Origin of the sequence: Methylomonas sp. MK1, assembly GCF_000365425.1 — a bacterium.
Taxonomy (GTDB): domain Bacteria; phylum Pseudomonadota; class Gammaproteobacteria; order Methylococcales; family Methylomonadaceae; genus Methylomonas.
The window spans coordinates 849036-869682 of sequence record NZ_AQOV01000001.1 but is presented as its reverse complement, the minus strand read 5'-3'; the positions used below and the strand labels follow the sequence as shown (position 1 = coordinate 869682).

General features: G+C 52.0%; 18 protein-coding genes. 12 read left to right on the top strand and 6 right to left on the bottom strand.

Features of this window, described 5'->3' with window-relative positions:
- Positions 1-127: 127 nt before the first annotated feature.
- Complete coding sequence (locus G006_RS0104045; protein WP_020481885.1) at positions 128-3445, bottom strand: bifunctional diguanylate cyclase/phosphodiesterase; 3318 nt, start codon at positions 3443-3445, stop codon at positions 128-130.
- A gap of 702 nt (positions 3446-4147) precedes the next feature.
- Here G006_RS0104045 and G006_RS0104040 point away from each other — a divergent pair.
- The 6 genes from G006_RS0104040 (at position 4148) to G006_RS0104015 (ending at position 8948) form a co-directional block, all read left to right on the top strand.
- On the top strand, positions 4148-4333 hold the full coding sequence (locus G006_RS0104040; RefSeq protein ID WP_020481884.1) for a hypothetical protein: 186 nt from the start codon (positions 4148-4150) through the stop codon (positions 4331-4333).
- A 29-nt stretch (positions 4334-4362) separates the two neighbouring features.
- Positions 4363-4653, top strand: a complete 291-nt coding sequence (locus tag G006_RS0104035) for a hypothetical protein (protein WP_020481883.1) — start codon at positions 4363-4365, stop codon at positions 4651-4653.
- A 7-nt stretch (positions 4654-4660) separates the two neighbouring features.
- A complete protein-coding gene (locus G006_RS0104030; RefSeq protein ID WP_020481882.1) occupies positions 4661-5095 on the top strand; it encodes a hypothetical protein in 435 nt (144 codons plus the stop codon).
- 44 nt (positions 5096-5139) lie between these two features.
- Complete coding sequence (locus tag G006_RS0104025; RefSeq protein WP_020481881.1) at positions 5140-6387, top strand: HlyD family secretion protein; 1248 nt, start codon at positions 5140-5142, stop codon at positions 6385-6387.
- Between the two features lie 2 nt (positions 6388-6389).
- Positions 6390-8519: a peptidase domain-containing ABC transporter gene (locus G006_RS24895; protein WP_152428793.1), complete on the top strand. Its 2130-nt coding sequence runs from the start codon at positions 6390-6392 to the stop codon at positions 8517-8519.
- 84 nt (positions 8520-8603) lie between these two features.
- Positions 8604-8948, top strand: a complete 345-nt coding sequence (locus G006_RS0104015; protein WP_020481879.1) for an FUN14 domain-containing protein — start codon at positions 8604-8606, stop codon at positions 8946-8948.
- 234 nt (positions 8949-9182) lie between these two features.
- On the opposite strand, the gene G006_RS0104010 is transcribed toward G006_RS0104015, so the two are convergent.
- The 4 genes from G006_RS0104010 to G006_RS0103990 all read right to left on the bottom strand — a co-directional run bounded on the left by G006_RS0104010 (position 9183) and on the right by G006_RS0103990 (position 12675).
- Positions 9183-9845, bottom strand: a complete 663-nt coding sequence (locus G006_RS0104010; protein WP_200860427.1) for a phage tail protein — start codon at positions 9843-9845, stop codon at positions 9183-9185.
- Between the two features lie 32 nt (positions 9846-9877).
- Complete coding sequence (locus tag G006_RS0104000; RefSeq protein WP_160167656.1) at positions 9878-10810, bottom strand: PEP-CTERM sorting domain-containing protein; 933 nt, start codon at positions 10808-10810, stop codon at positions 9878-9880.
- A gap of 635 nt (positions 10811-11445) precedes the next feature.
- Positions 11446-12273 (bottom strand): MOSC domain-containing protein, encoded by an 828-nt coding sequence (locus G006_RS0103995; RefSeq protein ID WP_020481876.1) that lies wholly within the window; start codon positions 12271-12273, stop codon positions 11446-11448.
- Positions 12274-12285: 12 nt separating this feature from the next.
- Positions 12286-12675, bottom strand: coding sequence for a PilZ domain-containing protein (locus G006_RS0103990; RefSeq protein WP_020481875.1), 390 nt, complete (start codon positions 12673-12675; stop codon positions 12286-12288).
- A 138-nt stretch (positions 12676-12813) separates the two neighbouring features.
- Here G006_RS0103990 and G006_RS0103985 point away from each other — a divergent pair, with 138 nt between their 5' ends.
- The 4 genes from G006_RS0103985 to G006_RS0103970 all read left to right on the top strand — a co-directional run bounded on the left by G006_RS0103985 (position 12814) and on the right by G006_RS0103970 (position 18164).
- Positions 12814-14037 carry an ABC transporter substrate-binding protein gene (locus tag G006_RS0103985; RefSeq protein ID WP_020481874.1) on the top strand — a complete coding sequence of 408 codons (1224 nt, stop codon included), beginning with the start codon at positions 12814-12816 and terminating at the stop codon, positions 14035-14037.
- Between the two features lie 33 nt (positions 14038-14070).
- Entirely contained in the window at positions 14071-16167 is a 2097-nt protein-coding gene (gene uvrB / locus G006_RS0103980) for an excinuclease ABC subunit UvrB (protein ID WP_020481873.1), read from the top strand.
- Positions 16168-16298: 131 nt separating this feature from the next.
- Positions 16299-17918, top strand: coding sequence for a putative bifunctional diguanylate cyclase/phosphodiesterase (locus G006_RS0103975; RefSeq protein ID WP_020481872.1), 1620 nt, complete (start codon positions 16299-16301; stop codon positions 17916-17918).
- A 33-nt stretch (positions 17919-17951) separates the two neighbouring features.
- Entirely contained in the window at positions 17952-18164 is a 213-nt protein-coding gene (locus G006_RS0103970) for a TraR/DksA C4-type zinc finger protein (protein WP_020481871.1), read from the top strand.
- Between the two features lie 12 nt (positions 18165-18176).
- Here G006_RS0103970 and G006_RS0103965 read toward each other — a convergent pair whose 3' ends face one another.
- Positions 18177-19313, bottom strand: a complete 1137-nt coding sequence (locus G006_RS0103965) for a GNAT family N-acetyltransferase (RefSeq protein WP_020481870.1) — start codon at positions 19311-19313, stop codon at positions 18177-18179.
- Positions 19314-19363: 50 nt separating this feature from the next.
- Here G006_RS0103965 and G006_RS0103960 point away from each other — a divergent pair, with 50 nt between their 5' ends.
- Both G006_RS0103960 and G006_RS0103955 read left to right on the top strand, forming a co-directional pair.
- Complete coding sequence (locus G006_RS0103960) at positions 19364-19966, top strand: DUF938 domain-containing protein (protein WP_020481869.1); 603 nt, start codon at positions 19364-19366, stop codon at positions 19964-19966.
- A gap of 89 nt (positions 19967-20055) precedes the next feature.
- Positions 20056-20646, top strand: coding sequence for a LemA family protein (locus tag G006_RS0103955; RefSeq protein WP_020481868.1), 591 nt, complete (start codon positions 20056-20058; stop codon positions 20644-20646).
- The last annotated feature ends 1 nt before the right edge of the window (position 20647 follow it).

The window sequence follows — 20647 nt, the reverse complement described above, 5'->3', positions numbered from 1 at the left end:
AAGTATTTCACACATTGCCGGCCAATTAAATCACAGACATACCACTTTTGCGGCGAAAGTGGGAATAGCGCTCAACGCATTGGCGGGTGTCAACTTTGCAAATGCCAGCCCGCCAAGCGCCTGCCGTTTATACCAAGCGTTTGCCGGTACGCAGCAAGGCCTCGAATTCCGATGCCGGTAATGGCTTGCTGAAGTAATAGCCTTGTATCTCGTCGCAGTGGTGTTCGCGCAGAAACTGGCAGTGTGGTTCGGTTTCGACGCCTTCGGCGATCACCTTGAACGCCAGGTTGTGCGCCAGTGCAATCACCGCCAAGACAATAGTGGCATCTTCAGGATCGGTGAGCATGTCGCGCACGAAGGATTGATCAATTTTTAGGGTATCTACGCGAAATCGTTTCAAATAGCTGAGGCTGGAATAGCCGGTACCGAAATCGTCGATGGACAGCTTCACGCCGGCGCTCCGGAGCTGGCTAAAAGTGGCGATGACCTTCTCGACATCCTCAGCGATCAAACTCTCGGTCAGTTCCAGTTCGAGTTGAGAGGCCGGCAGGCCGGTGGCTTGGAGCGTATTCATCACCCAACTGATCACATCCTGCTGTAGAAACTGGCGTGCGGATATGTTGACCGCCACGCAGACCGGCGGCAAACCGGCGTCTGTCCAGGCTTTCGCCTGAGCGCAAGCCGCGCGCAACACCCAATCGCCTATGGGTACGATAAGCCCGGAGTCTTCGGCGATTGGAATGAACTGGGCGGGAGAGACCGCACCCATCTCGGGATGTTGCCAGCGCAATAAGGCTTCGCAACCGGAAATTTGCCCGTTTTTCAGGTTGACCTTGGGTTGGTAGGCCAGCTGAAACTGTCCTGCCGCCAACGCTTCCCGCAAGCGCGTTTCTATATTGACACGGCGCAGGGTTTCCTCGCTCATCTCGCGGGTGAAGAATTGACAGGTGTTGCGGCCTAGGTCCTTGGCGCGGTACATCGCTACGTCTGCGTTGTCGATCAGCGCCTCGGCGGTTTCGCCGTCCTGCGGGAACACGCTGACGCCAATACTGACGGACAAATGGATATTACGCCCCTGAACTAGCAGTGGACTATCAAGATTCTGGACCACTTTTTGGGCGAGGAAATAGGCATCGCTATCTTTGTTTAGATCAGTCAGCAAAATCAGAAATTCGTCACCGCCCAGGCGAGACACGGTATCGCCGTCCCTGATCAGGCTGCCTAGCCGTTCGGCGGCGACCTTCAATACCGCGTCGCCGAATGGATGGCCGTAGCCGTCGTTGACTACCTTGAAGCGATCCAAATCCAGATATAACAGTGCCAGCTGGCTACCGGCGCGGCGCGCGTGGGCGATGGCTTGGGCAATGCGGTCCTGGATCAGGTCGCGGTTAGGCAGGCCGGTCAAGCCGTCGTAGGTGGCCAGATAGCGAATCTGCAATTCGGCCTGTTTACGCGCGGTGATGTCCTGGATGGCACCTATCATCCGCACGCCGCGCCCCGTGTCGTCACAGAGCAATTGGCCTCGGTCAAACAAGTCGGCATAGCTGCCGTCCTTTCGCCGAAAACGGTATTCCTCAGACCAGGTTTTCTCGCTGCCGGCTACTGTGGCTTGAAGGTGTGCTACCACGCGGTCGCGGTCGTCGGGGTGAATGCGGCGGGCCCAGAAGTCGAATGAAGACAAAATCTCGTCAGCGTTGTAGCCAAACACAATTTGAAAGTTCTCGCTCCACCAGATGTTGTTGCTGGCGAAGTCCCAATCCCACACGACATCTCCTGTCGCGCGGGTTGCGGCGTGGAAGCGGGCCAAGCTTTCCCGCAACGCGGCATCCGCGCGTTGTCTTTCCGAGATGTCGTTTAGAAACAACGTGCGTACTTCCAAGCCGTTGCGTCTAAAAGCCGCTACCCGCAATTCCGCGTCGAACACGCCTTGGGCGCCGAGAAATTGAAACGCGCCGGAATCCGTGGTGCTGAGGATCTCGGCCCAATCAGCGTGGCCGTCGGGAGCAAACACAGCATCGGTGATGTTCTTACCAAGAATGTACTCACGCGCCAGGCCAAACAAACGTTCAGCGGCCGCGTTCCATTCTATAACGGTCAGCTGGTGATCCAGGCTAAAGATTGCGGTGTGAGTAGAGTCGAAAATAGCGCCTTTTAAGGCCAGAGAAGCGGCTTGCTGTTCTTTGGCTTCCAGCAGTTGTTTAACGGCCACGGCCATGTGGTCGAGTGCTTCACCCAGAATCTGGGTTTCCCGGAATTCGTTCGTGGCGAAAGTGGCGGCCGCCGGGGCTTCCAGTTCAGTATGGCCGATGCCGGCAACCCTGCGTTCCAGCACCGCCAGCGGTTTGCCGAAACGCCTGGCCATGCGCATCGAGACCAGCACCAGTCCCGCGGTAATTGCCACGCCCATGCCGCCCACCTGATATAACTGGCGGCGTAGCATGTCCTCGATATACGACACTTTTCGCGAGGTAATGACCAACCAAGACATGCCGCCTTTCAGCGGCATGCGCCGGGCGGCAACCCAGCGTTGTTCACCTTCCACTAGCATGCGGTCTAGGAATAATTCGCCGGCGAAATTCAGCAAAGGGTTCAACTCGGCGGGCAAGGGCAGTGGCGCCCGGCCTACTTGCAGCGGATCGCCGATTAGGCGCGGAGCGGCTCCCAGCTCTAGGATCTGAAACTGGGAGTGATATTCCGCACCTATGGCGCGCAGAAAGCTGTTCAGTGCCGGGATGTCGAAGTCGGCATCCAGAACGCCGATCAAACGACCGCCGGCATCTTTGAGCACTTTGCCGTAGCTGAAGCCCCACAAGGGCTCATTGCCCGTGAAAGGTGCCGCCCAGCGGTAAGCCGGAACCCAGGTGTCGCCGCTTGGACTGCGCAAAGCGGCTTCGTAGAACGCGTCACTGCGGGGATCGTAGTGTTGGTTGTACAGCTGTTGATGGAGCACGAATCCCTGCTCGGTCAATATGAACTTTCGCGCCAGCGGGCCTTCCGTGCGGTTGCCCGGGAATAGCCAAAGTAAAATCTCGCCATTTGCAGTGCGTTCCAACGCGCCGTATTCGCCCGAAGCCGCCAGGGAGATGCCCAGGTAACTTAATTCCGGGCGCTGTTCGAATGCAGCCAGTGAATATTCCAGTGTCGATTGTAAAGTGGCGCCCGTTACCTCCGGGGCAATCGCGGCACGTTCAGCGGATTCGGCTGTCATCTCTGCCGCCCGAATCAAAGTCAGCAGGCGTTCGGTCGCGCGGTCCAGGGTTTCTTTCACTTCGCGCCGGGTGGTTTCCTCGGTGCTGGTGACGCTTTGCCAAGTCATTCCTACTAAAAGCGCCAGACCAAGCAACATCACCAAACCCACGATATTGGAAATTAAAACTCGGGTAAATGAGGGCGCAACGGCCTCAGGTAACACTGTTTGTTCCGCGGGTGAAGGCGTGTTTTTCATGGTTGTTTGGTCAATGGCTATAGCTATGAACTGATCTTGTCAGCGTATTTCGGGCAGTATGCTGCGCAGCATTTAAATAAGCAAAAGCGGCTTGCAATGTCGTTCTAAACGATCTTGTGTTTTGCCGGAAATACCATCTTATGCGGTCCAAGCGGCCCGGGTAGTGTGGCCGGGATTAAGCCTAAGCGGCAGCTGCCGACCAATTCGGCTATGAAAAGCTACCAGTTTCTATAAACGTCGTCATTTGCATTAAAGATATTGCCATTCAAATCAGCCCTATTTATCCCTGGTGCCTCGTTCGGGCTGAGCTTGTCGGAGCCTGAGCTGGTTGGTCTTTCGATAGACTCAGTACCCTCAAAGGCATTAAGGCGAACAGTACTTAAGGGTCGTGTTAATAATTGTAGATGCTGAAGACGATCTTTAAATTTAGCCGGTGAAAAAGTTTCGCAATATACACATCCAGCGAAGTACCGCGTTTAGCGTAGCCGCAATAGCTGCACGAATGCCCGTCGAATGAAAAACTACCCCGATTTGCAGTGGAATTTGTCACAGCTTTCCAGGGTGGCGAACGCCTAAAGTATCAATACCCGCTCTAGTTCTCAAACCGGTAGATGGGGATGCGGCTGGCAAGCAATTTTGTCGGTATCGCAGTCGTTGGGCCGGCGGTGCGCCAGCCTCGTAACTTTATTAAGGAGAAAGACAATGTCTGAAAAATCCAAATTCGATCAAGACCTGAAAGTCTTGCCAGCAGAGGAATTAAATCGGGTGTCCGGCGGCTTGATTGGTCCGGATCAAGATTTAAGCCAATTTCCGCGCAAATTTTGGCCGGTGATCAATCCCGGCGCGTTCAACGTCAAAACCGTCGTGGCCAATCTCGTCGTGAGATAAGGCTTTTTAAATTATTTAGGAGAACTGTCATGTCAAACAAAACCACTCGAATTTCTGCCGATGAATTATCCGCCTTTGCTGCACAAGGCATAGAACGCGCTTTGCAAGCCCGGGAGGCTGCCGGCGTGGAATTGAATCAGGAGCAACTCGATCAAGTCAGCGGCGGGGCCTCGTTAAGCTTGGTGCTGAATAAAGGCATTATCGCCGGTGGCCCCTGGTTCGATCAGTTTAGAGGATTGAATAGCGTCATTACCAACCCAAGTGCCGGCGGTTTGGCCGGGGGCTTGGGCGGCCTGCAAGGAGCAACCCAACTGGGTTGATAGTGCCATGACCTTGGAGAACCCAGTGTTATGTCCCAGCGCGCAGCCGGAATGGGAAGGTGCCCAAGTCATCGGCGTGATGACCGGCACCGCGGATAAGCCGGAAATGGCCTATCTGAGTGCCCCGCAACCGGTGACCGAGCAATTGCTCGAATTGGCTGGCCCTGTCAGTCCGGCGGAAGTATTCCGCTTTTCCGCGCCTTGTGCCTGCACCGGTTGCGGGCACTACGCGGAGGCGGAATCCAAATGCCGGCTGGCGGAAAAAGTCGTGCGTTTTACGCCGACAGTCACCGAGCAATTGCCGGTTTGCGCGATTCGTGCCGATTGTCGTTGGTGGCAACAGGAAGGCCGCTCGGCGTGTTTTAGATGTCCGCAAGTGGTGACCAATAACCTCAAGCCGACCGAAGACATGCGGCGGGCGGCCGACTACGGCGTTCTCTGAGGGGTTTGGTCAGAATGTCAAAATGGTGAGAAGGAAACGGCGTTATGAAACATGAGTTATTTCGACAACAAGCCTTGGACTTTAAAAAAGACAAGCCCTTAGGGGAGGTTATTCACATGGAGTCTTTGTCGTTTTCCTTTCTCACCGCTTTAGCCGTCAGCAGCGCTTTGCTGCTGGTCGCCTTTGCCTTTTGGGGCGAGTACACCCGTAAATCTCATGTGAACGGTTATTTGTCGCCGAGCATGGGTTTGATCAAAGTTTACGCGCCGCAAGCCGGCACCTTGATCGAAAAACACGTACGCGAAGGGCAGGCCGTTAAAGCCGGCGATACGCTGTTCGTGTTATCCACCGAAAGCAGTTCGCGGGAAACCCCGCAAACCCAGGCCGCAGCGATCGAACAATTGAAACAACGCCGGGAAAGCCTGGAAACCGAGCTGGCCAAACAAGAGCAAATCGACCAGATTCAATATCGCTCCGTGTTGGATAGATTGCATGGCATGCAGCGCGAGTTGCAGCAAGTGAATAGCGAAATAGCCACCCAACAACAGCGTCTGGCCGGTGCCGTCGCGACCTCGCAGCGCTATCAACAACTATTGACCACGAAATTCGTTTCGGCGGTGCAAGCGCAGCAAAAACAAGACGAATGGCTGGATCACCAAGCCAAGTTGCAAGCCCTGCAACGCGTGCAAATGACTTTGCAGCGCGACATCCGCTCCGCACAGCTGGAAGTGGACAGTAGCCAGATGAAATTTAAAAACCAACGCGCCGCCATAGAACGCAATATTTCGACCTTGGCGCAAAACATCACCGAATCCGAATCGCGCCGCAATATCGTGATTACCGCGCCGCACGACGGCACCGTCACCACGATCCTGGCCGAACAAGGGCAAAACGCCACGACCGCCAATCCTTTGCTGTCCATTCTGCCGCTAGGTGCCAAGTTGCAAGCCCAGTTATTGGTGCCGTCCAGTGCGGTGGGCTTTGTCGAGCAGGGCCAGACTGTGTCGGTGCGTTATCAAGCCTTTCCCTATCAACGTTTCGGCAGTCATCAAGGCCGCATCGTCGAAATTGCCAAAACCTTGATTACCCCCAAGGAAGCCGATTTACCGGTGACTTTGCAAGAGCCGGTGTACCGGGTCACGGTGGAGATCGATAAACAAGCGGTGCAAGCGTATCGCCAGGATATTCCGCTGCAATCCGGCATGCTGCTGGACGCGGACATCTGGCTGGATCATCGCCGCCTGATCGAATGGGTATTCGATCCTCTTTACAGCATTCTAGGACGGGTTTAACCATGACTATGCAACACATCCTCGACTTTTCCGGCCGCAGAAAAACCCCGCTAATTCTGCAAACCGAAGCGGCCGAATGCGGTCTGGCCTGCCTGGCGATGGTGGCCAATTTCCACGGTCACCGGGTCGATTTAGCCAGTCTGCGGCAGAAGTTTTCGCTGTCGCTGAAAGGCTCGACCTTGAATCATCTGATCCAGATCGCCAACCAATTGCATCTGGGCTCGCGGCCGGTGCGGGTGGATTTAAACGAACTGAGCAAACTTAGCCTGCCGGCCATCTTGCATTGGGATTTCAATCATTTCGTGGTGTTGACTCAGGTCAAACGCGGCGTGGCGACGATACTCGATCCGGCCAAAGGTACCGTGCACGTACCTTATACCGAGGTGTCCAAACATTTCACCGGCGTCGCCTTGGAATTACAACCGACCCAAGCCTTTACGGCAAAAACCGAACGTCAACAAATCAAGCTATCCCGCCTCATCGGCCAGTTGAATGGTGCCTCCAGCGCTACCTTGCAAATCATTTTATTGGCTGCGGCCATAGAAGTGTTTGCAATCGTAGCGCCTTTTTTTATGCAACTGGTAGTCGATAACGCGGTGGTTGCCAAGGACACCAATCTTTTGACCGTACTGGGCTTGGGGTTCTTATTGTTGGCTTTGATCCAGATCGGCATTACCGCGCTGCGCTCCTGGGTGGTGTTGGTGCTGAGTACCTCGGTAAATTTGCAGATGATGAGCAATCTGTTCGGGCATTTACTGCAATTGCCGATGAATTTTTTCGAGAAACGCCATTTGGGCGACATCGTCTCGCGCTTCGAATCGTTGAACGTGATTCAAAGAACTCTGACCACCAGCTTTCTGGAAGCCATCATCGACGGCGTGATGGCATTGGTTACCTTGGGCATGATGCTGGTGTACAGCTGGAAGTTGGCGGCCATCGTCAGCCTGGCCGCGCTGCTGTATGGGCTATTGCGCCTGGCGTCGTTTGCACCGTTGCGGGCAGCCAGCGAAGAACAAATCCTGCGCGCCGCCAAACAGCAAACCAATTTATTGGAAACGGTGCGCGGCATGCAGAGTGTGAAATTATTCAATCGGCAATTGCAACGCCGGCACGGTTATCAAAATTTGATGGTCGATCATTTCAACGCCGGTATCCGCGTGCAAAAGCTGAATATCATTTACCGCGCGCTGAACAGCTTGTTGTTTGGAGTGGAAAATATCGCGGTGATTTGGCTGGGAGCCTTGTTCATTCTGGATGGCGGTTTTTCGGTGGGGATGCTGTTTGCCTTCATGTCCTTTAAAGATCAATTCACGCACCGGGTGGGTAGCTTCATCGAAAAAGGCATCGAATTCAAAATGCTGGGCTTGCATACCGAACGGGTTGCCGATATTGCGCTGGCGGAAGCCGAGGACGAGCATGTTAGTGGCGCCCGCCACGAGCAATTGCCGGCATCGATTCAAATCCGCAATCTGGATTTCAGTTACGCACCATCCGAGCCGCCGGTGCTGAAAAATCTGAATCTGGATTTTGCCGAAGGCGAGTCGGTGGCGATCATCGGCCCATCCGGTTACGGCAAAACCACGCTGGCCAAATTGATCCTGGGTTTGTTGCAGCCTAGCGCCGGCGAGATTTTGATCGGCGGCGTGCGCTTAAATCGTATCGATAGTCACGAATACCGCAATATGGTGGCAGCGGTGATGCAGGAAGATCAATTGTTCGCCGGCTCGATTGCCGACAATATCTGCTTCTTTGATCCGGAACCGGATCAAGCCTGGATCGAAACCTGTGCCCAGTTGGCGGCGGTGCATCAAGATGTAATGACCATGCCCATGGCCTTTAACACGCTGATCGGCGACATGGGTACGGTCCTGTCGGGCGGGCAAAAACAACGGGTACTACTGGCCCGCGCCTTGTACAAACGCCCCAAGATTTTAGTGTTGGACGAAGCCACCAGTCATTTGGATGTGGCCCGTGAAAAGTTGGTGAACGGCGCGGTGCAGCAACTAAAACTGACCCGCATCATCATCGCCCATCGTCCGGAGACCATTGCTTCGGTGGATAGGGTGATTGATTTGCAGGCCATAGCGGCAGAGGCGCTTGCCGGACCGTGTTATGCGTCGCAGGCGGCTTAGCTGTTGTTGAGCAGTAAATGCTCTATGTTGCCGGATTCGTTATAAAATCGTCGAAAATATTTAAACATTTTACGACTGGATTTTATGAATAACGCTATTGAAATGCATGCCGCCGACGATATTTTTTCCGAAGCTTTCTTATTGGGTAATTTAGGCGCACCGTTTATTCTGGGAATGGCGGTCGGCTATTTCGCCAAAAAAATGCTACGTACGGCTTTGTTCGTGGGCGGGGCGATTGTATCGATTTTGTTCGTTGCCGAATATTATGACCTGATCAACATCAACAACATGGCCTTGGAAAATGCGGCTAACTCAGCCGCTGAGGTTGCCAAGGAATCCGGTAGTTTTTTGCTGGACCGGCTAGCGGTGTTTACCAGTCGGGGCGTTAGTGGCGCGGGCGGTTTTTTTGTGGGATTTAAACTGGGGTAAAGCGGTTTTTATTTTCTTGCGTCATTACCATTAAATTTAGATCAGATGGTTCCCTCTCCCCGTGGGAGAGGGGTAGGGTGAGGGAGATAAATGAGTAAAAAGCTTTATTTTGATTCCCCCCATCCCACCTTCTCCCAGAAGGAGAAGGGCTTCTTGCTTAGCTAAATAGCAGCTACGTTAGGCTTTGGGAGCTACCATCCGCACATGCGGAGCAGATTTGTACCATCCCAGCCCTTAATTTCGGCTAGGAAAAATGCCTTGTGTGGCTATGCAGTATTTGACACCCAAAACCGGCGAGCGGATATAAAGGGGCTGGCTTCCGCCCGAAATGCCAACCGTGGTCGTTGCCGACGCTGAAGTGCTGATGGCGCCTTGGTCCAGGGAAGTATTAGGTGTTGCGTTCGAATAAAGATTATCTCTGGATGCTGAAGTCGCCAACACTTTTCCGGAGGGATTGGTGGTGTTGCCGGCGCTGCTCACTGCGTTAATCGATGCAGAGACAGTGACGTTGGTGTGGGCTGGGTGGGTATGTGAGGGCATTTGGTTCTGGAGTATGGTGACAAACTCCGAACCGGTTTCTTCGCCCACCTGGATAGGCGATAGCCCCGGACCTTGCCCGTCGCCTATTGGCGACCGGCCGCGCAGGTCTGGCAATGCGAAAGTCTGCCGCCCGTCGCCGCCATACTGCGTGCCTAATAAGGAAAACAAGGCGGTATTCTGCTGAATGCTCACGGTCTGTCCGGCGGCTTCTAAAAAGCCGCGTGGGCAGAAGTTATAGGTAAATGTGCAAATCTCGCCCAGAAAGGGATCGGAGCCGCAAGCCGAAGCAGATACCGGTAATCCGGTGATAGCGATCATGGCCAGTTTCAAGAGTGGTTTGTTGAATGATTTTGACATGTTGAGTACCTTTAAATTGGATCGAATTGAAATTAATTGAAAGCGTTATTGCGACGTTTGTTGGTAAGGACTGAGACCATGCCGATAGCCAGTAGCCAAAGTGTTTCCGGTTCCGGTACTGTGTTATTGGTTTGTTTGGTAACCGAATCGACTGTAATCAGGCTGGAAGCGTTTATCGAAAATCTGCCGGAGTCGGCGCCGCCATATACGAAAAGATCCGGATTGCTATCGCCAAAGCTGATTAAATCGCCTGGGTTCAGCAGAAATGACAAGAGTAAGGTGCCGACGTCTGACAACGCGCCGCCTACGCCGCTACCAATATCGGTAAATGGAGAGCTGGGTATGAATTTTTCGTTACCGAAAAGGGTGTCCGAGACTACTTTAGAAAATACTAATTCGCTGCTATCTGCTTTGAAAAAGGCGATCTGTGATTCGGCGAATTCACCGTTATCGTTTAGCACTTGGGTATCGATTGCTTCGACTTGATGGCTGTAATGGAATTGTAAGTTCACCACAAAACTATCCACAGCCGATTTGTTTTCAATCGAAAAGGTATAGTCGCCAAACAGGGGGCTGATGCCCGACGGTTCGGTGCCGCCAGTGCCGCTAGCGCTTAAGTTTATGCCAAAGCCGTCGCCGATGTGGCTTAAGGTGCCTGACAACGGATCAGGGCCTGTGATCGTGGAGCCAACCAGTGTGGTCGTGGAGGTAGAGCCGGCGATAATGCTGGTCAGCGAACCCGCCTGGGTAGCGTTTACAGGATCGGACGGGGAGCCGGAACTATCAAACTCCGCCGAGCCGCGAATCACAATATTGCTGTCAAAAGCCGCGGCCGACACCGATCCGGCATGCGCGCCGAGCAGTATTGAAATAGCCAATGCCATATTGCAAAGTCGGCTACCTTGGTTTGAGGGTAGGGTCTTAAAATCGCTACCGAAGCTCTTTTTAAATTTAATTGATTCCATCTTGATACCTCTATATTTGATTAGATTTAGTGATTTATTAATGGGCATTTTTTGCTGAAAAAATATTTATATTAATGACCTGTTGCATGAAAAAATACAGGTGTCTAGTAACTATTTAAATGCAGTCAATTAAAATAATTTTTCATGTTGCTAAATGCCATTTTCTAAATGTCTAAATAAATTTAATTAACTTATTTCTGTTTTATTCAAAAAATTGTATTACGTGAATTAATAGCCAATTCTTGTGCCAGTTATTAATTTCATGCGTGAAAATAATTTATCTTTATGTTTTTTAAGGGGTTTTACGGCGATGCTTGGCTGGAAGAACCAGCGTGCACAATTGATGCGGGAGCGATTTGGCACGATATGTCGCTTGAGGTACGAAATATCGTTTTTATGTAGGGGCGGGGTTTGACTTATTGGTTCGCTCGATAGAGCTAGTAATTGAAAGTAGGCTTTTTTAGCTTAAAAAATGACTAAATAGGTATTAGAAGGCTTTATCCGCTGGCTGGTAAAACTTCAAAAGCCCCTGTTAGCAAGGCAAATAACTTCAACAAACAGGTAAAACAAAGCATCTAAATTGGCAGCACGCAAATGCGCGGATATGCGCATTGATAGTGAAAGTAACGGATTTTCTATGTTAAGGATAGCGGAGGCTGCGGTTCGCCGATTTCGTCGATCAGCACTGTCTGGCCGACTGACAAGCTGCCGGGTTTATCGTGCAAGGCGTTTTGCCCAAAATAGACTTTGTTTTGCCATTTGCGCAGACGATTCAGCGTCGTCAAGGGTTCTTTGCCGGTTTCGGCGGTTAGCGGGTCTATGGTCGGTACCGAACAGCGCGAGCAGGGTTTGGGCAATCTAAAACCAATATCGTTGATAGTAAGCCTTCGCCAAGTGTCTTCGGCATAGCTATCGCAATCGGTGACGACCAGGTTCGGCCGAAAGCGAATCATGTCAATTGCCAATGGCATGGCTTGGTTAAGGGCGTTTAAGGAATTCTCCGACACGATCAAAAACGGAAAGCCGTCGGAAAATGACGTTTGGTCGCTGTCCAACGCATAGTTAGGATCGACCTTGCGAATATCGTTATCGGTTTGGTAAACCAACCGGCAATCGGTTTGTAAAAAATCGCTTAACCAAGCATCGGCGTCATCGCCGCAGGTCTTGGCAATACACTGGTCGTGCCAGACCACCACTTCAATGTCATCGCCGTCTGTAGCTTGCAAAGGCAGGGCCAGATCCGCTTGATTGGGAGCCGACAAAATTAATTGTTGATCTGCAATGCGGGTTTTAATCAACGCCATTTTTGGTAAACGGCGTTGGCTGAGGAACTGTCTATCGCTGTCTATCAGCATCCATTTTCTATCGTACAGCAAGCCCTTCTGATCAACCGGCCAGTGTGCCACCCGAATTCCGGCCAGCGATTTGACCGGGTATATATAAATTTCACTGAGTATCGGCATATTATTTTGCTGTTAGCTGAATAGCAGATCGGTTTGGGTATGCAGTAAATGCTCTGCTAAATGTTTTTCAATGTTGTCGAACTTGATGCCGTAACGGCCATTTTCCCGGTCGCAATGTACAACAAGTGCGGAGATATCAAAACGCTTGCCGTCGGCGAACAGTAAATACAGGAATATGCGCTTATTCTTGCCGAGTTTTTTCTCGCTGAATATCGCCGCGCCACGGCTACTGACATCCCGCAACACGACCGGAAACAAGCGTGGAAACCAGATGCTTTTGACTTTAACGGCGGCACGGATGTCGTTGCGTCGATAGCGAACCGCACTACGCTTGTTAGACCATGAGCTATCAATCGTGACCTCTTGATCGAGAAAATCTAAAGAGAAATCTGGCTCAGACATGGCAAACGCGGCGAATGTAAAGGTGGCTAAGTATTGATGTTAAACCACTAAAATTCAATAGAGCGGGACGATTATTGACAGAGCCCGGCCGAACCGAATCCGTTAAAATAACGCTTTTATGTCGTTCCGTATCGGATTATGAAAAAAATCGCGCTTATTTCAGTTTGTTTTTGTTGGCTTGTCGCGTTGCCAAGCAGCGGCGCAATTGCCGCGACTGCCAAGAAAGCCGTTCCGGCCAAACCGCAGGTCACCAAGCCCGCCGAGCCTGCCAAGCAGGTAGTCAAAATCGGCTATTTCAGTCAGGAAAGAGCTGCGCCGGCGGCCTTGTCCAATCTTGATCCGTTTATCCAGAACAAAGGCCAGATCGGTGCCGAATTGGCGATTGCCGACAATAATACCACCGGGCAATTTACCGGCCAGCACTACGAATTAAAGAAAGTTGTGGTGCCGGTTGGCGGCGATTTACAGCAGGCCTTCAATCAAGTAGGCGACGATGTTGGGCTGGTGGTGTTGAACGTGCAGCCTGACCAACTAAACAAGCTCGCCGACTTGCCGGTCGCAAAAAACAAATTGTTGTTCGATGCTTCTACCAGTGACGACGAGTTGCGCAACACGGATTGCCGCCATCAGGTTTTGCACCTATTACCCAGTCGGGCCATGCGTGCCGATGCGCTGGCGCAATATATGCTGAAAAAACGCTGGCAAAACTGGTTTTTGGTGGTAGGCGCCACGCCGGAAGACAAGTTATACGCAGCAGCCATTAAACGCGCCGCCAAGAAGTTTGGTATCAAACTGGTCGCTGAAAAAGCCTGGACCAACGATTACGACGCCCGCCGTACCGCGCAATCCGACGTGCCGGTTTTTACCCAAGTGGATGATTACGATGTGTTGGTGGTGGCCGACGAACAGGGCTTGTTTGGCGAATATCTGGATTACCGGACCTGGAAACCGCGGCCGGTGATCGGTACCCAGGGTTTGATCGCCACCGCCTGGCATAGAACTCATGAACAATGGGGCGCGGTGCAATTGCAAAATCGCTTCAAGGACACGGCCGGTCGCTGGATGGAAGAGGAAGATTATGCGGCCTATCTGGCGGTGCGGGCGATAGGCGAGGCCAGCGTCCGCAGTAAATCGAATCAAACCCAAGCCATCAAGGAATATATGTTCTCCACGGCGTTTGCATTGCAGGGTTATAAAGGCGTGCCTTTGTCGTTTCGTCCTTGGGACGGTCAATTACGGCAACCGGTATTATTGGCCGCACCGCGTTCTTTAGTCAGTGTGGCGCCGGTCGAAGGGTTTTTGCATCCGAAGACCGAGTTGGATACTTTGGGATACGACCAGCCGGAAACGGCTTGTAAATAAGCCGGTGTTGAACCAAATTTCAGAGGGTGGGGCATGAGCGATAAACGGCGCATGGAGATCAGTCAGTCGGCGATCTCGGGCATTCTGGGCGTGGAAGAAGCGCGGCCGCAAAAAAAGGGGCCGGCGCATAAACCGTTCAAGATCCAAAGCCGCTATCAACCGGCCGGCGACCAGCCCACCGCCATCGCGGCGCTGGTGGAAGGCATCAACGACGGTGAATTGCATCAAACCCTGCTGGGTGTGACCGGCTCGGGCAAGACCTTTACTGTTGCCAATGTGATCCAACAAACACAACGCCCGGCAATGATCATGGCACCCAACAAGACGCTGGCGGCACAGTTGTATGGCGAGATGAAGGAGTTTTTTCCGGAAAACAGCGTCGAGTATTTTGTCTCCTATTACGACTACTATCAGCCCGAGGCCTACATCCCGGCCTCTGATACTTTCATCGACAAGGACGCCTCACTTAACGAGCATATTGAGCAAATGCGCTTGTCGGCTACCAAAGCCTTGCTGGAACGGCGCGATACCATCGTGGTGGCCACTGTTTCGGCGATTTACGGCTTGGGGGAACCCGAATCCTACTTCCAGATGGTCTTGCATTTGGTGCGCGGTGACATGATCAAGCAACGCGATATTCTGCGGCGTTTGGCTGAGATGCAGTACACCCGTAACGATACCGAACTGCGCCGGGCCACTTATCGAGTGCGTGGGGAGGTGATTGATGTGTTTCCGGCCGAATCGGAAGAACAAGCCTTGCGGATTGAGTTATTCGACGACGAAATCGAGCGCTTGTCGATGTTTGATCCGCTCACCGGCGAAGTCACGCAGCGCTTGGCACGTTTCACGCTCTATCCAAAAAGCCATTATGTGACGCCGCGCGACCAATTACTCAGTGCGGTAGAGAAAATCAAAATCGAATTGGCCGAACGCCTTGAACAATTACGCGACAATCATAAGTTGGTGGAAGCCCAGCGCCTGGAACAACGCACGCTGTTCGACATTGAAATGATCATGGAAGTCGGCTACTGCTCCGGCATCGAAAATTACTCCCGGCATCTGTCCAATCGCGCGGATGGCGAATCGCCGCCGACCATGTTCGATTATTTGCCCAACGATGCCTTGGTAATTATCGACGAAAGCCATGTGACCGTGCCGCAGATCGGCGCTATGTATAAGGGCGATCGTTCGCGCAAGGAAACCTTGGTGGAGTACGGCTTTCGTTTACCATCGGCCTTGGACAATCGGCCGCTCCGATTCGAGGAATTCGAGCAAATCTGTGGTCAACGTATCTATGTTTCCGCCACGCCAAGCACTTATGAGAAAGAACATTCCGGCGCGGTGGTCGAGCAGGTAGTGCGCCCGACCGGCTTGGTCGATCCTATTGTCGAAGTACGCCCGGCGACCAGCCAGGTTGACGATCTGTTGTCGGAAATCACCAAACGCACTGCTGTTCAGGAACGTGTGTTGGTCACCACCTTAACCAAACGCATGTCGGAAGACTTGACCGATTATTTGATGGAACATGGCGTCAAGGTGCGTTATCTGCATTCGGATATCGAAACCGTGGAGCGCGTGGAGATTATCCGCGACTTGCGGCTGGGCGTGTTCGACGTATTGGTCGGCATTAACTTATTACGCGAGGGCTTGGATATTCCGGAAGTGTCGCTGGTGGCTATTCTTGATGCGGATAAGGAGGGTTTCCTGCGCTCGTTGGTGTCGCTGGTACAAACCATAGGCCGGGCGGCGCGTAATGCTAACGGCAAGGCCATACTTTACGGCGATAAAATCACGCGCTCGATGCAATTGGCCATAGACGAAACTGAACGCCGTCGCAATAAACAGATAGCGTTTAATAAAGAACACAATATCGAGCCGAAAACCATTTTCAAATCGGTGACGGATATTTTGGAACTCGCCATTCCCGGTTCCGGCGGTTCGATTTCCAATGCCAGAGCCAAAGTCGCCGAGCCGGCTGGGAATTACAAGGCGATGACACCGAAACAGGCCGCGAAAGCCTTGAAACAGCTGGAAGAAAAAATGTATCAGCATGCCAAGAACCTGGAATTTGAGGATGCTGCACGTGTTAGAGACCAGATTAAATTGCTTCAGGCCGAGATGGTAATTTGATGGGCTTGGGTTTGTAATTAACGCTTTGGCTAACTATATTTAGTGTATTTTGTGGGGCCCATAGCTTCCAAAGCTTGGTCCGTACAAACTAAACGACGATAGCGGATTATTAAACAGATGCTGGGAAACAGATGATACCCGCCAAAAACATACTGAACGAAAATGTTCGCGTGCTGAAAAGCGAGGTATCTAAAACCACTTATCAAGGCGTGGCTATTGCGATTGCCAGCATTGTCAGCGCACTGTTGGCGTTGAGTTATTACTACGTCGGCGAAATCTCCTTAAACGGTATCATCAAAGCGCAAACCGAAAACTACGGTCTGTGGATGCTTGAAGCGCTACCATTCATTTTCGGATTTTGGGGACAATATTCCAGCTCGGTCATTGCTTATCAAGCCGGGGCGATGATTTTGGACCAGACCCAGGAACTGCGCTCCCGCGCCGAATCATTAGAAAAACAAGTCAGTTATTCCACCACCCACGATTCGGTAACGGACTTGCCGAACCGGGTATTGTTCTACGACCGAGTGGAACAAGCGATTTTAGCCGCCGGCAATCAAAACAAAATGCTGTCTATTTTGCTGGTGGAAGTGGCCAATTTTAAGGAAGTTTACGACACACTGGGCCGTAACAGCAGCGATCTGATCTTGAAACAGATCGCCACACGGTTGCAAAGCGTGGTGTTGGGTACCGATAGCGTTGCCCGCATAGACGGCAATATTTTCAGTGTATTGCTCTCGGCGGTCGACAACGAAACGGCCGGCCTCACCTTGGCGAAAAATATCCAGGCGGCTCTGGATCCGGCGTTTAAAGTCGAGCGTCTGAGTCTGGTAATTCACAGCAATATCGGCATCGTCAATTTTCCCGAACATGGTGACGATGTGGATACGCTGGTGCAAAAAGCCGGTGTGGCATTGTTCGTTGCCGGCCAATCGCACGAAGGTTACACCACTTACGCGCCATCTTACGATGATCATAGTCCGCGCCGCCTGACCTTGATGAGCGAGCTGCGCCAGGCCATCGAAAAAGAGCAATTACATATCTACTACCAGCCCAAAGTGTCGGTGGCGACAGGGCACGTTTACGGCGCGGAAGCCTTGGTGCGTTGGCAGCATCCCAAACACGGTTTTATTTCGCCGGATGAATTTATTCCGATGGCGGAAAGAACCCGGGTGATCAAGCATCTGACAGCATGGGTTCTGAAACAATCATTCAAGCATTGCGCGGTATGGCGCAAGCGCGGCTGGGATTTGATTATTTCAGTCAATCTGTCCGCCAAGGATTTACACGATCCGGAACTGCCGGATGTGATGGCGGGTGTGGCGGCGGCAGCCAATATCAAACCCGGCTGGATGATGTTGGAGATTACCGAGAGTTCCATCATGACCGATCCGGAACGGGCAATGGAAGTGATTCAGCGCCTGAATGAAATGGGCTACAAATTGTCGATTGACGACTTTGGCACCGGTTATTCCTCGCTGGCCTACTTAAAACGCATGCCATTGACGGAATTGAAAATCGATAAATCGTTTGTCGTCGATTTGTTGCATAGCGAAAACGATGCGGTGATCGTCAAAGCCACTATTAACCTCGCGCACAACCTGGGCTTGCAGGTCACCGCCGAAGGTGTGGAGACTCAGGAAATCATGGATAAACTCAGCAGTTATCAATGCGATCTGGCGCAGGGTTACTTGTTCAGCAAGCCGATGCCGTTCGAGGATTTTGGTGTATGGGTGGAATCCCATCGTTAAGCGGAAAACTATGTATAGTCAGGAGCAGCAATAGTGTCCACGGCCTGGGCGGGTGGTACCGATGCCATTCTGGAAAGAATGGACAAGATGACCGAGCTTTTCGTCGCCGAGACGCGTAAAGCCATTTATACCGGTGAATCCGCCAGCCATTGCCAGGAATGCGGCGAGCCGATTCCGGAAGCGCGGCGTCAGGCGATTGCTTGTAAATATTGTTTGTCTTGTCAAACCGAACTGGAAAAAGGCTGACGCAGCGCTATTTTATTGAGCGCGTTTAAACGGCAGATAATTTGCCGCGTCTTGTTTGTAATGCTGAATCGCTTTTTTCTCCCGATCTACGAATTGCGCAACGGCCTTGGCAAAGCCGGCATCCTTTAGCCAATGTGCAGAATAGGTGGTGATCGGCTCAAAGCCACGGGAGATTTTATGCTCGCCTTGCGCGCCGGAATCGAAACGGGCCAAGTTGTGTTCTATGCAATATTCCAAGCCCTGGTAATAACAGGCTTCGAAATGCAGGGCATTGTATTCCGCCTGGCATCCCCAATATCGGCCGTATAGTGTGTCGGTGCCGATAAAACTCAAGGCTGCGCCTACGTACGCATCGTCTTTAATCGCCAGAACCAGCAACAACTGCTCGGGCATGGTGCGCGCGATTTGCTTAAAAAACGCCAGATTCAGATAAGGTTCGGAACTGCGTTTAAGATAGGTCAACGCGTAAAACCGGAAAAACACTTGCCACTGCGCGTCGGTAACCTCTTGTCCGGGAATACGCAGCAGATCGATACCTTGCTCCGCCACTCGACGCCGCTCTCGTTTGATCATCTTGCGTTTATCGGCGCTCAAGGTCTGTAAAAAGTCCAAAAACGTAGCGTAGTTGCGATTAAACCATTGAAACTGCACCCCTTCGCGGACGCTTAGACCTAAGGATTGCAGCAGTTCAAGTTGGGAATGCTCGGGAAACAAACAATGCCAGGAGGAAATGCCGCGTCGCTTGGCAAGCTGTTGAATAAAATTCCACAATACTGCGCAGACAGCGGTTTGATCCGCATCCGGTGCAAATAGCAGTCGTTGTCCTTGGCAGGGCGTAAAGGGGATGGCGCTGACTAATTTTGGGTAATAGGCCAGTCCATGCTGCTGGTAAGCTTGGGCCCATTGCTGATCGAATACGTATTCCCCCCAGGAATGGGTTTTTAAATATAGCGGCAATGCCGCCTGTAGTTTCTGATTGTCCATGACCAGCAAATGCGAGGTTTCCCAGCCGGTTTGCGGGCAAACCGCGGCGCTTTGTTCCAGGGCGGATAAAAATTCATGGCGTAAAAAAGGATAGTCGAGTCCGCACAGCTGATTCCAATCCGCGGCGTCGATTTGCGCCATGCTGTCGATTTGTTTTACTTCCATTTTTAATCACAGTAGAGTTAAAGCATCAAAATACCATCAAACCATTGCTGATGACGATACCGAAACCATTTTCCCAAGCTTGCGAGAACAACAAGGCACCGATTTTAGACATTATCAAAACGGTCTTTAGCCAACCGACCACGGTTTGGGAAATCGGTAGCGGCACCGCGCAGCACGCCTGCCATTTTGCAGAGAATCTGCCGCATTTGGCATGGCAACCTACCGATAGGCGTGAGAATCTGGCGGGGATCCATTTATGGCGGGACGAAGCGCAACTGGCTAATCTGCTGCCGCCGCTAAGATTGGATGTGGCGGATACGCTATGGCCGTGCGAACGAATTGATGCGGTGTTTACCGCGAATACCCTGCATATCATGAGTAGCGTCGAAGTACGGCTTCTATTTGATCGGCTGGGAGCTTATCTGGGGCCCGAGGCAACGATGTGTATCTACGGTCCATTCAATTACGCTGGGGCGTATACCAGCGAAAGCAATGCTCGATTTGATTTGTGGTTGAAAGAACGGGATGCTTCGAGCGGGATAAAGGATTTTGAAGAGATCATGCGCTTCGCCGAAAATGCTGGCTTGGAATTAGAGGCCGACCATGCCATGCCCGCGAATAACCGGCTATTGGTTTTGCGGAAGGGGGCATAAGGAGCATAGTCTGACGCTTTACGTTGCGCAAGTAGCTACGTGTTATGCTCCTGCCATCAATTAAAATTTCCCTATTCACGGAGTGGACTATGCAAAAAATAGTAACGGTTTTTCTTTTAGTCGCGACACTGATGCTACCCGGTTGCGGTTACAACACCTTTCAAACGCAAGACGAACAAATCAATGCCGGTTGGGCGGAAGTGCTGAATCAATATCAGCGCCGCGCGGATTTGGTGCCGAATCTGGTGAATACGGTGAAAGGTTACGCCGGCCATGAGAAGGAAGTATTGGAAGCGGTGACGGCTTCGCGCGCTAAAGTGGGCAGCATTCAAGCGACGCCGGAGTTGGTGAACGATGAACAGGCTTTCGCCAAGTTTCAAGCGGCACAGGGTGAATTGAGCTCGGCCTTGTCGCGCTTGATGGTGGTGTCTGAGAACTATCCGCAACTGAAAGCCGATGCCAATTTCCGCGATTTGCAAGCGCAACTGGAAGGCACCGAGAACCGTATCACCGTGGCGCGCAACCGTTATATCGCCGCGATCAAGGATTACAATATTACCGTTCGTTCTTTTCCCAGCAATCTGACTGCGATGATGATGGGCTATAAAACCAAGCCATCGTTTACGGTTGAAAACGAAAAAGCCATATCAACCGCGCCGGTGGTCGATTTTGGTAAATAAC

What these genes read in the sequence shown, in the direction of transcription:
- G006_RS0104045 (WP_020481885.1), bottom strand. Translation starts at nt 3,445, where the DNA reads ATGAAAAACACGCCTTCACCCGCGGAACAAACAGTGTTACCTGAGGCC.
- G006_RS0104040 (WP_020481884.1), top strand. Translation starts at nt 4,148, where the DNA reads ATGTCTGAAAAATCCAAATTCGATCAAGACCTGAAAGTCTTGCCAGCA.
- G006_RS0104035 (WP_020481883.1), top strand. Translation starts at nt 4,363, where the DNA reads ATGTCAAACAAAACCACTCGAATTTCTGCCGATGAATTATCCGCCTTT.
- G006_RS0104030 (WP_020481882.1), top strand. Translation starts at nt 4,661, where the DNA reads ATGACCTTGGAGAACCCAGTGTTATGTCCCAGCGCGCAGCCGGAATGG.
- G006_RS0104025 (WP_020481881.1), top strand. Translation starts at nt 5,140, where the DNA reads ATGAAACATGAGTTATTTCGACAACAAGCCTTGGACTTTAAAAAAGAC.
- G006_RS24895 (WP_152428793.1), top strand. Translation starts at nt 6,390, where the DNA reads ATGACTATGCAACACATCCTCGACTTTTCCGGCCGCAGAAAAACCCCG.
- G006_RS0104015 (WP_020481879.1), top strand. Translation starts at nt 8,604, where the DNA reads ATGAATAACGCTATTGAAATGCATGCCGCCGACGATATTTTTTCCGAA.
- G006_RS0104010 (WP_200860427.1), bottom strand. Translation starts at nt 9,845, where the DNA reads ATGTCAAAATCATTCAACAAACCACTCTTGAAACTGGCCATGATCGCT.
- G006_RS0104000 (WP_160167656.1), bottom strand. Translation starts at nt 10,810, where the DNA reads ATGGAATCAATTAAATTTAAAAAGAGCTTCGGTAGCGATTTTAAGACC.
- G006_RS0103995 (WP_020481876.1), bottom strand. Translation starts at nt 12,273, where the DNA reads ATGCCGATACTCAGTGAAATTTATATATACCCGGTCAAATCGCTGGCC.
- G006_RS0103990 (WP_020481875.1), bottom strand. Translation starts at nt 12,675, where the DNA reads ATGTCTGAGCCAGATTTCTCTTTAGATTTTCTCGATCAAGAGGTCACG.
- G006_RS0103985 (WP_020481874.1), top strand. Translation starts at nt 12,814, where the DNA reads ATGAAAAAAATCGCGCTTATTTCAGTTTGTTTTTGTTGGCTTGTCGCG.
- uvrB (WP_020481873.1), top strand. Translation starts at nt 14,071, where the DNA reads ATGAGCGATAAACGGCGCATGGAGATCAGTCAGTCGGCGATCTCGGGC.
- G006_RS0103975 (WP_020481872.1), top strand. Translation starts at nt 16,299, where the DNA reads ATGATACCCGCCAAAAACATACTGAACGAAAATGTTCGCGTGCTGAAA.
- G006_RS0103965 (WP_020481870.1), bottom strand. Translation starts at nt 19,313, where the DNA reads ATGGAAGTAAAACAAATCGACAGCATGGCGCAAATCGACGCCGCGGAT.
- G006_RS0103960 (WP_020481869.1), top strand. Translation starts at nt 19,364, where the DNA reads ATGACGATACCGAAACCATTTTCCCAAGCTTGCGAGAACAACAAGGCA.
- G006_RS0103955 (WP_020481868.1), top strand. Translation starts at nt 20,056, where the DNA reads ATGCAAAAAATAGTAACGGTTTTTCTTTTAGTCGCGACACTGATGCTA.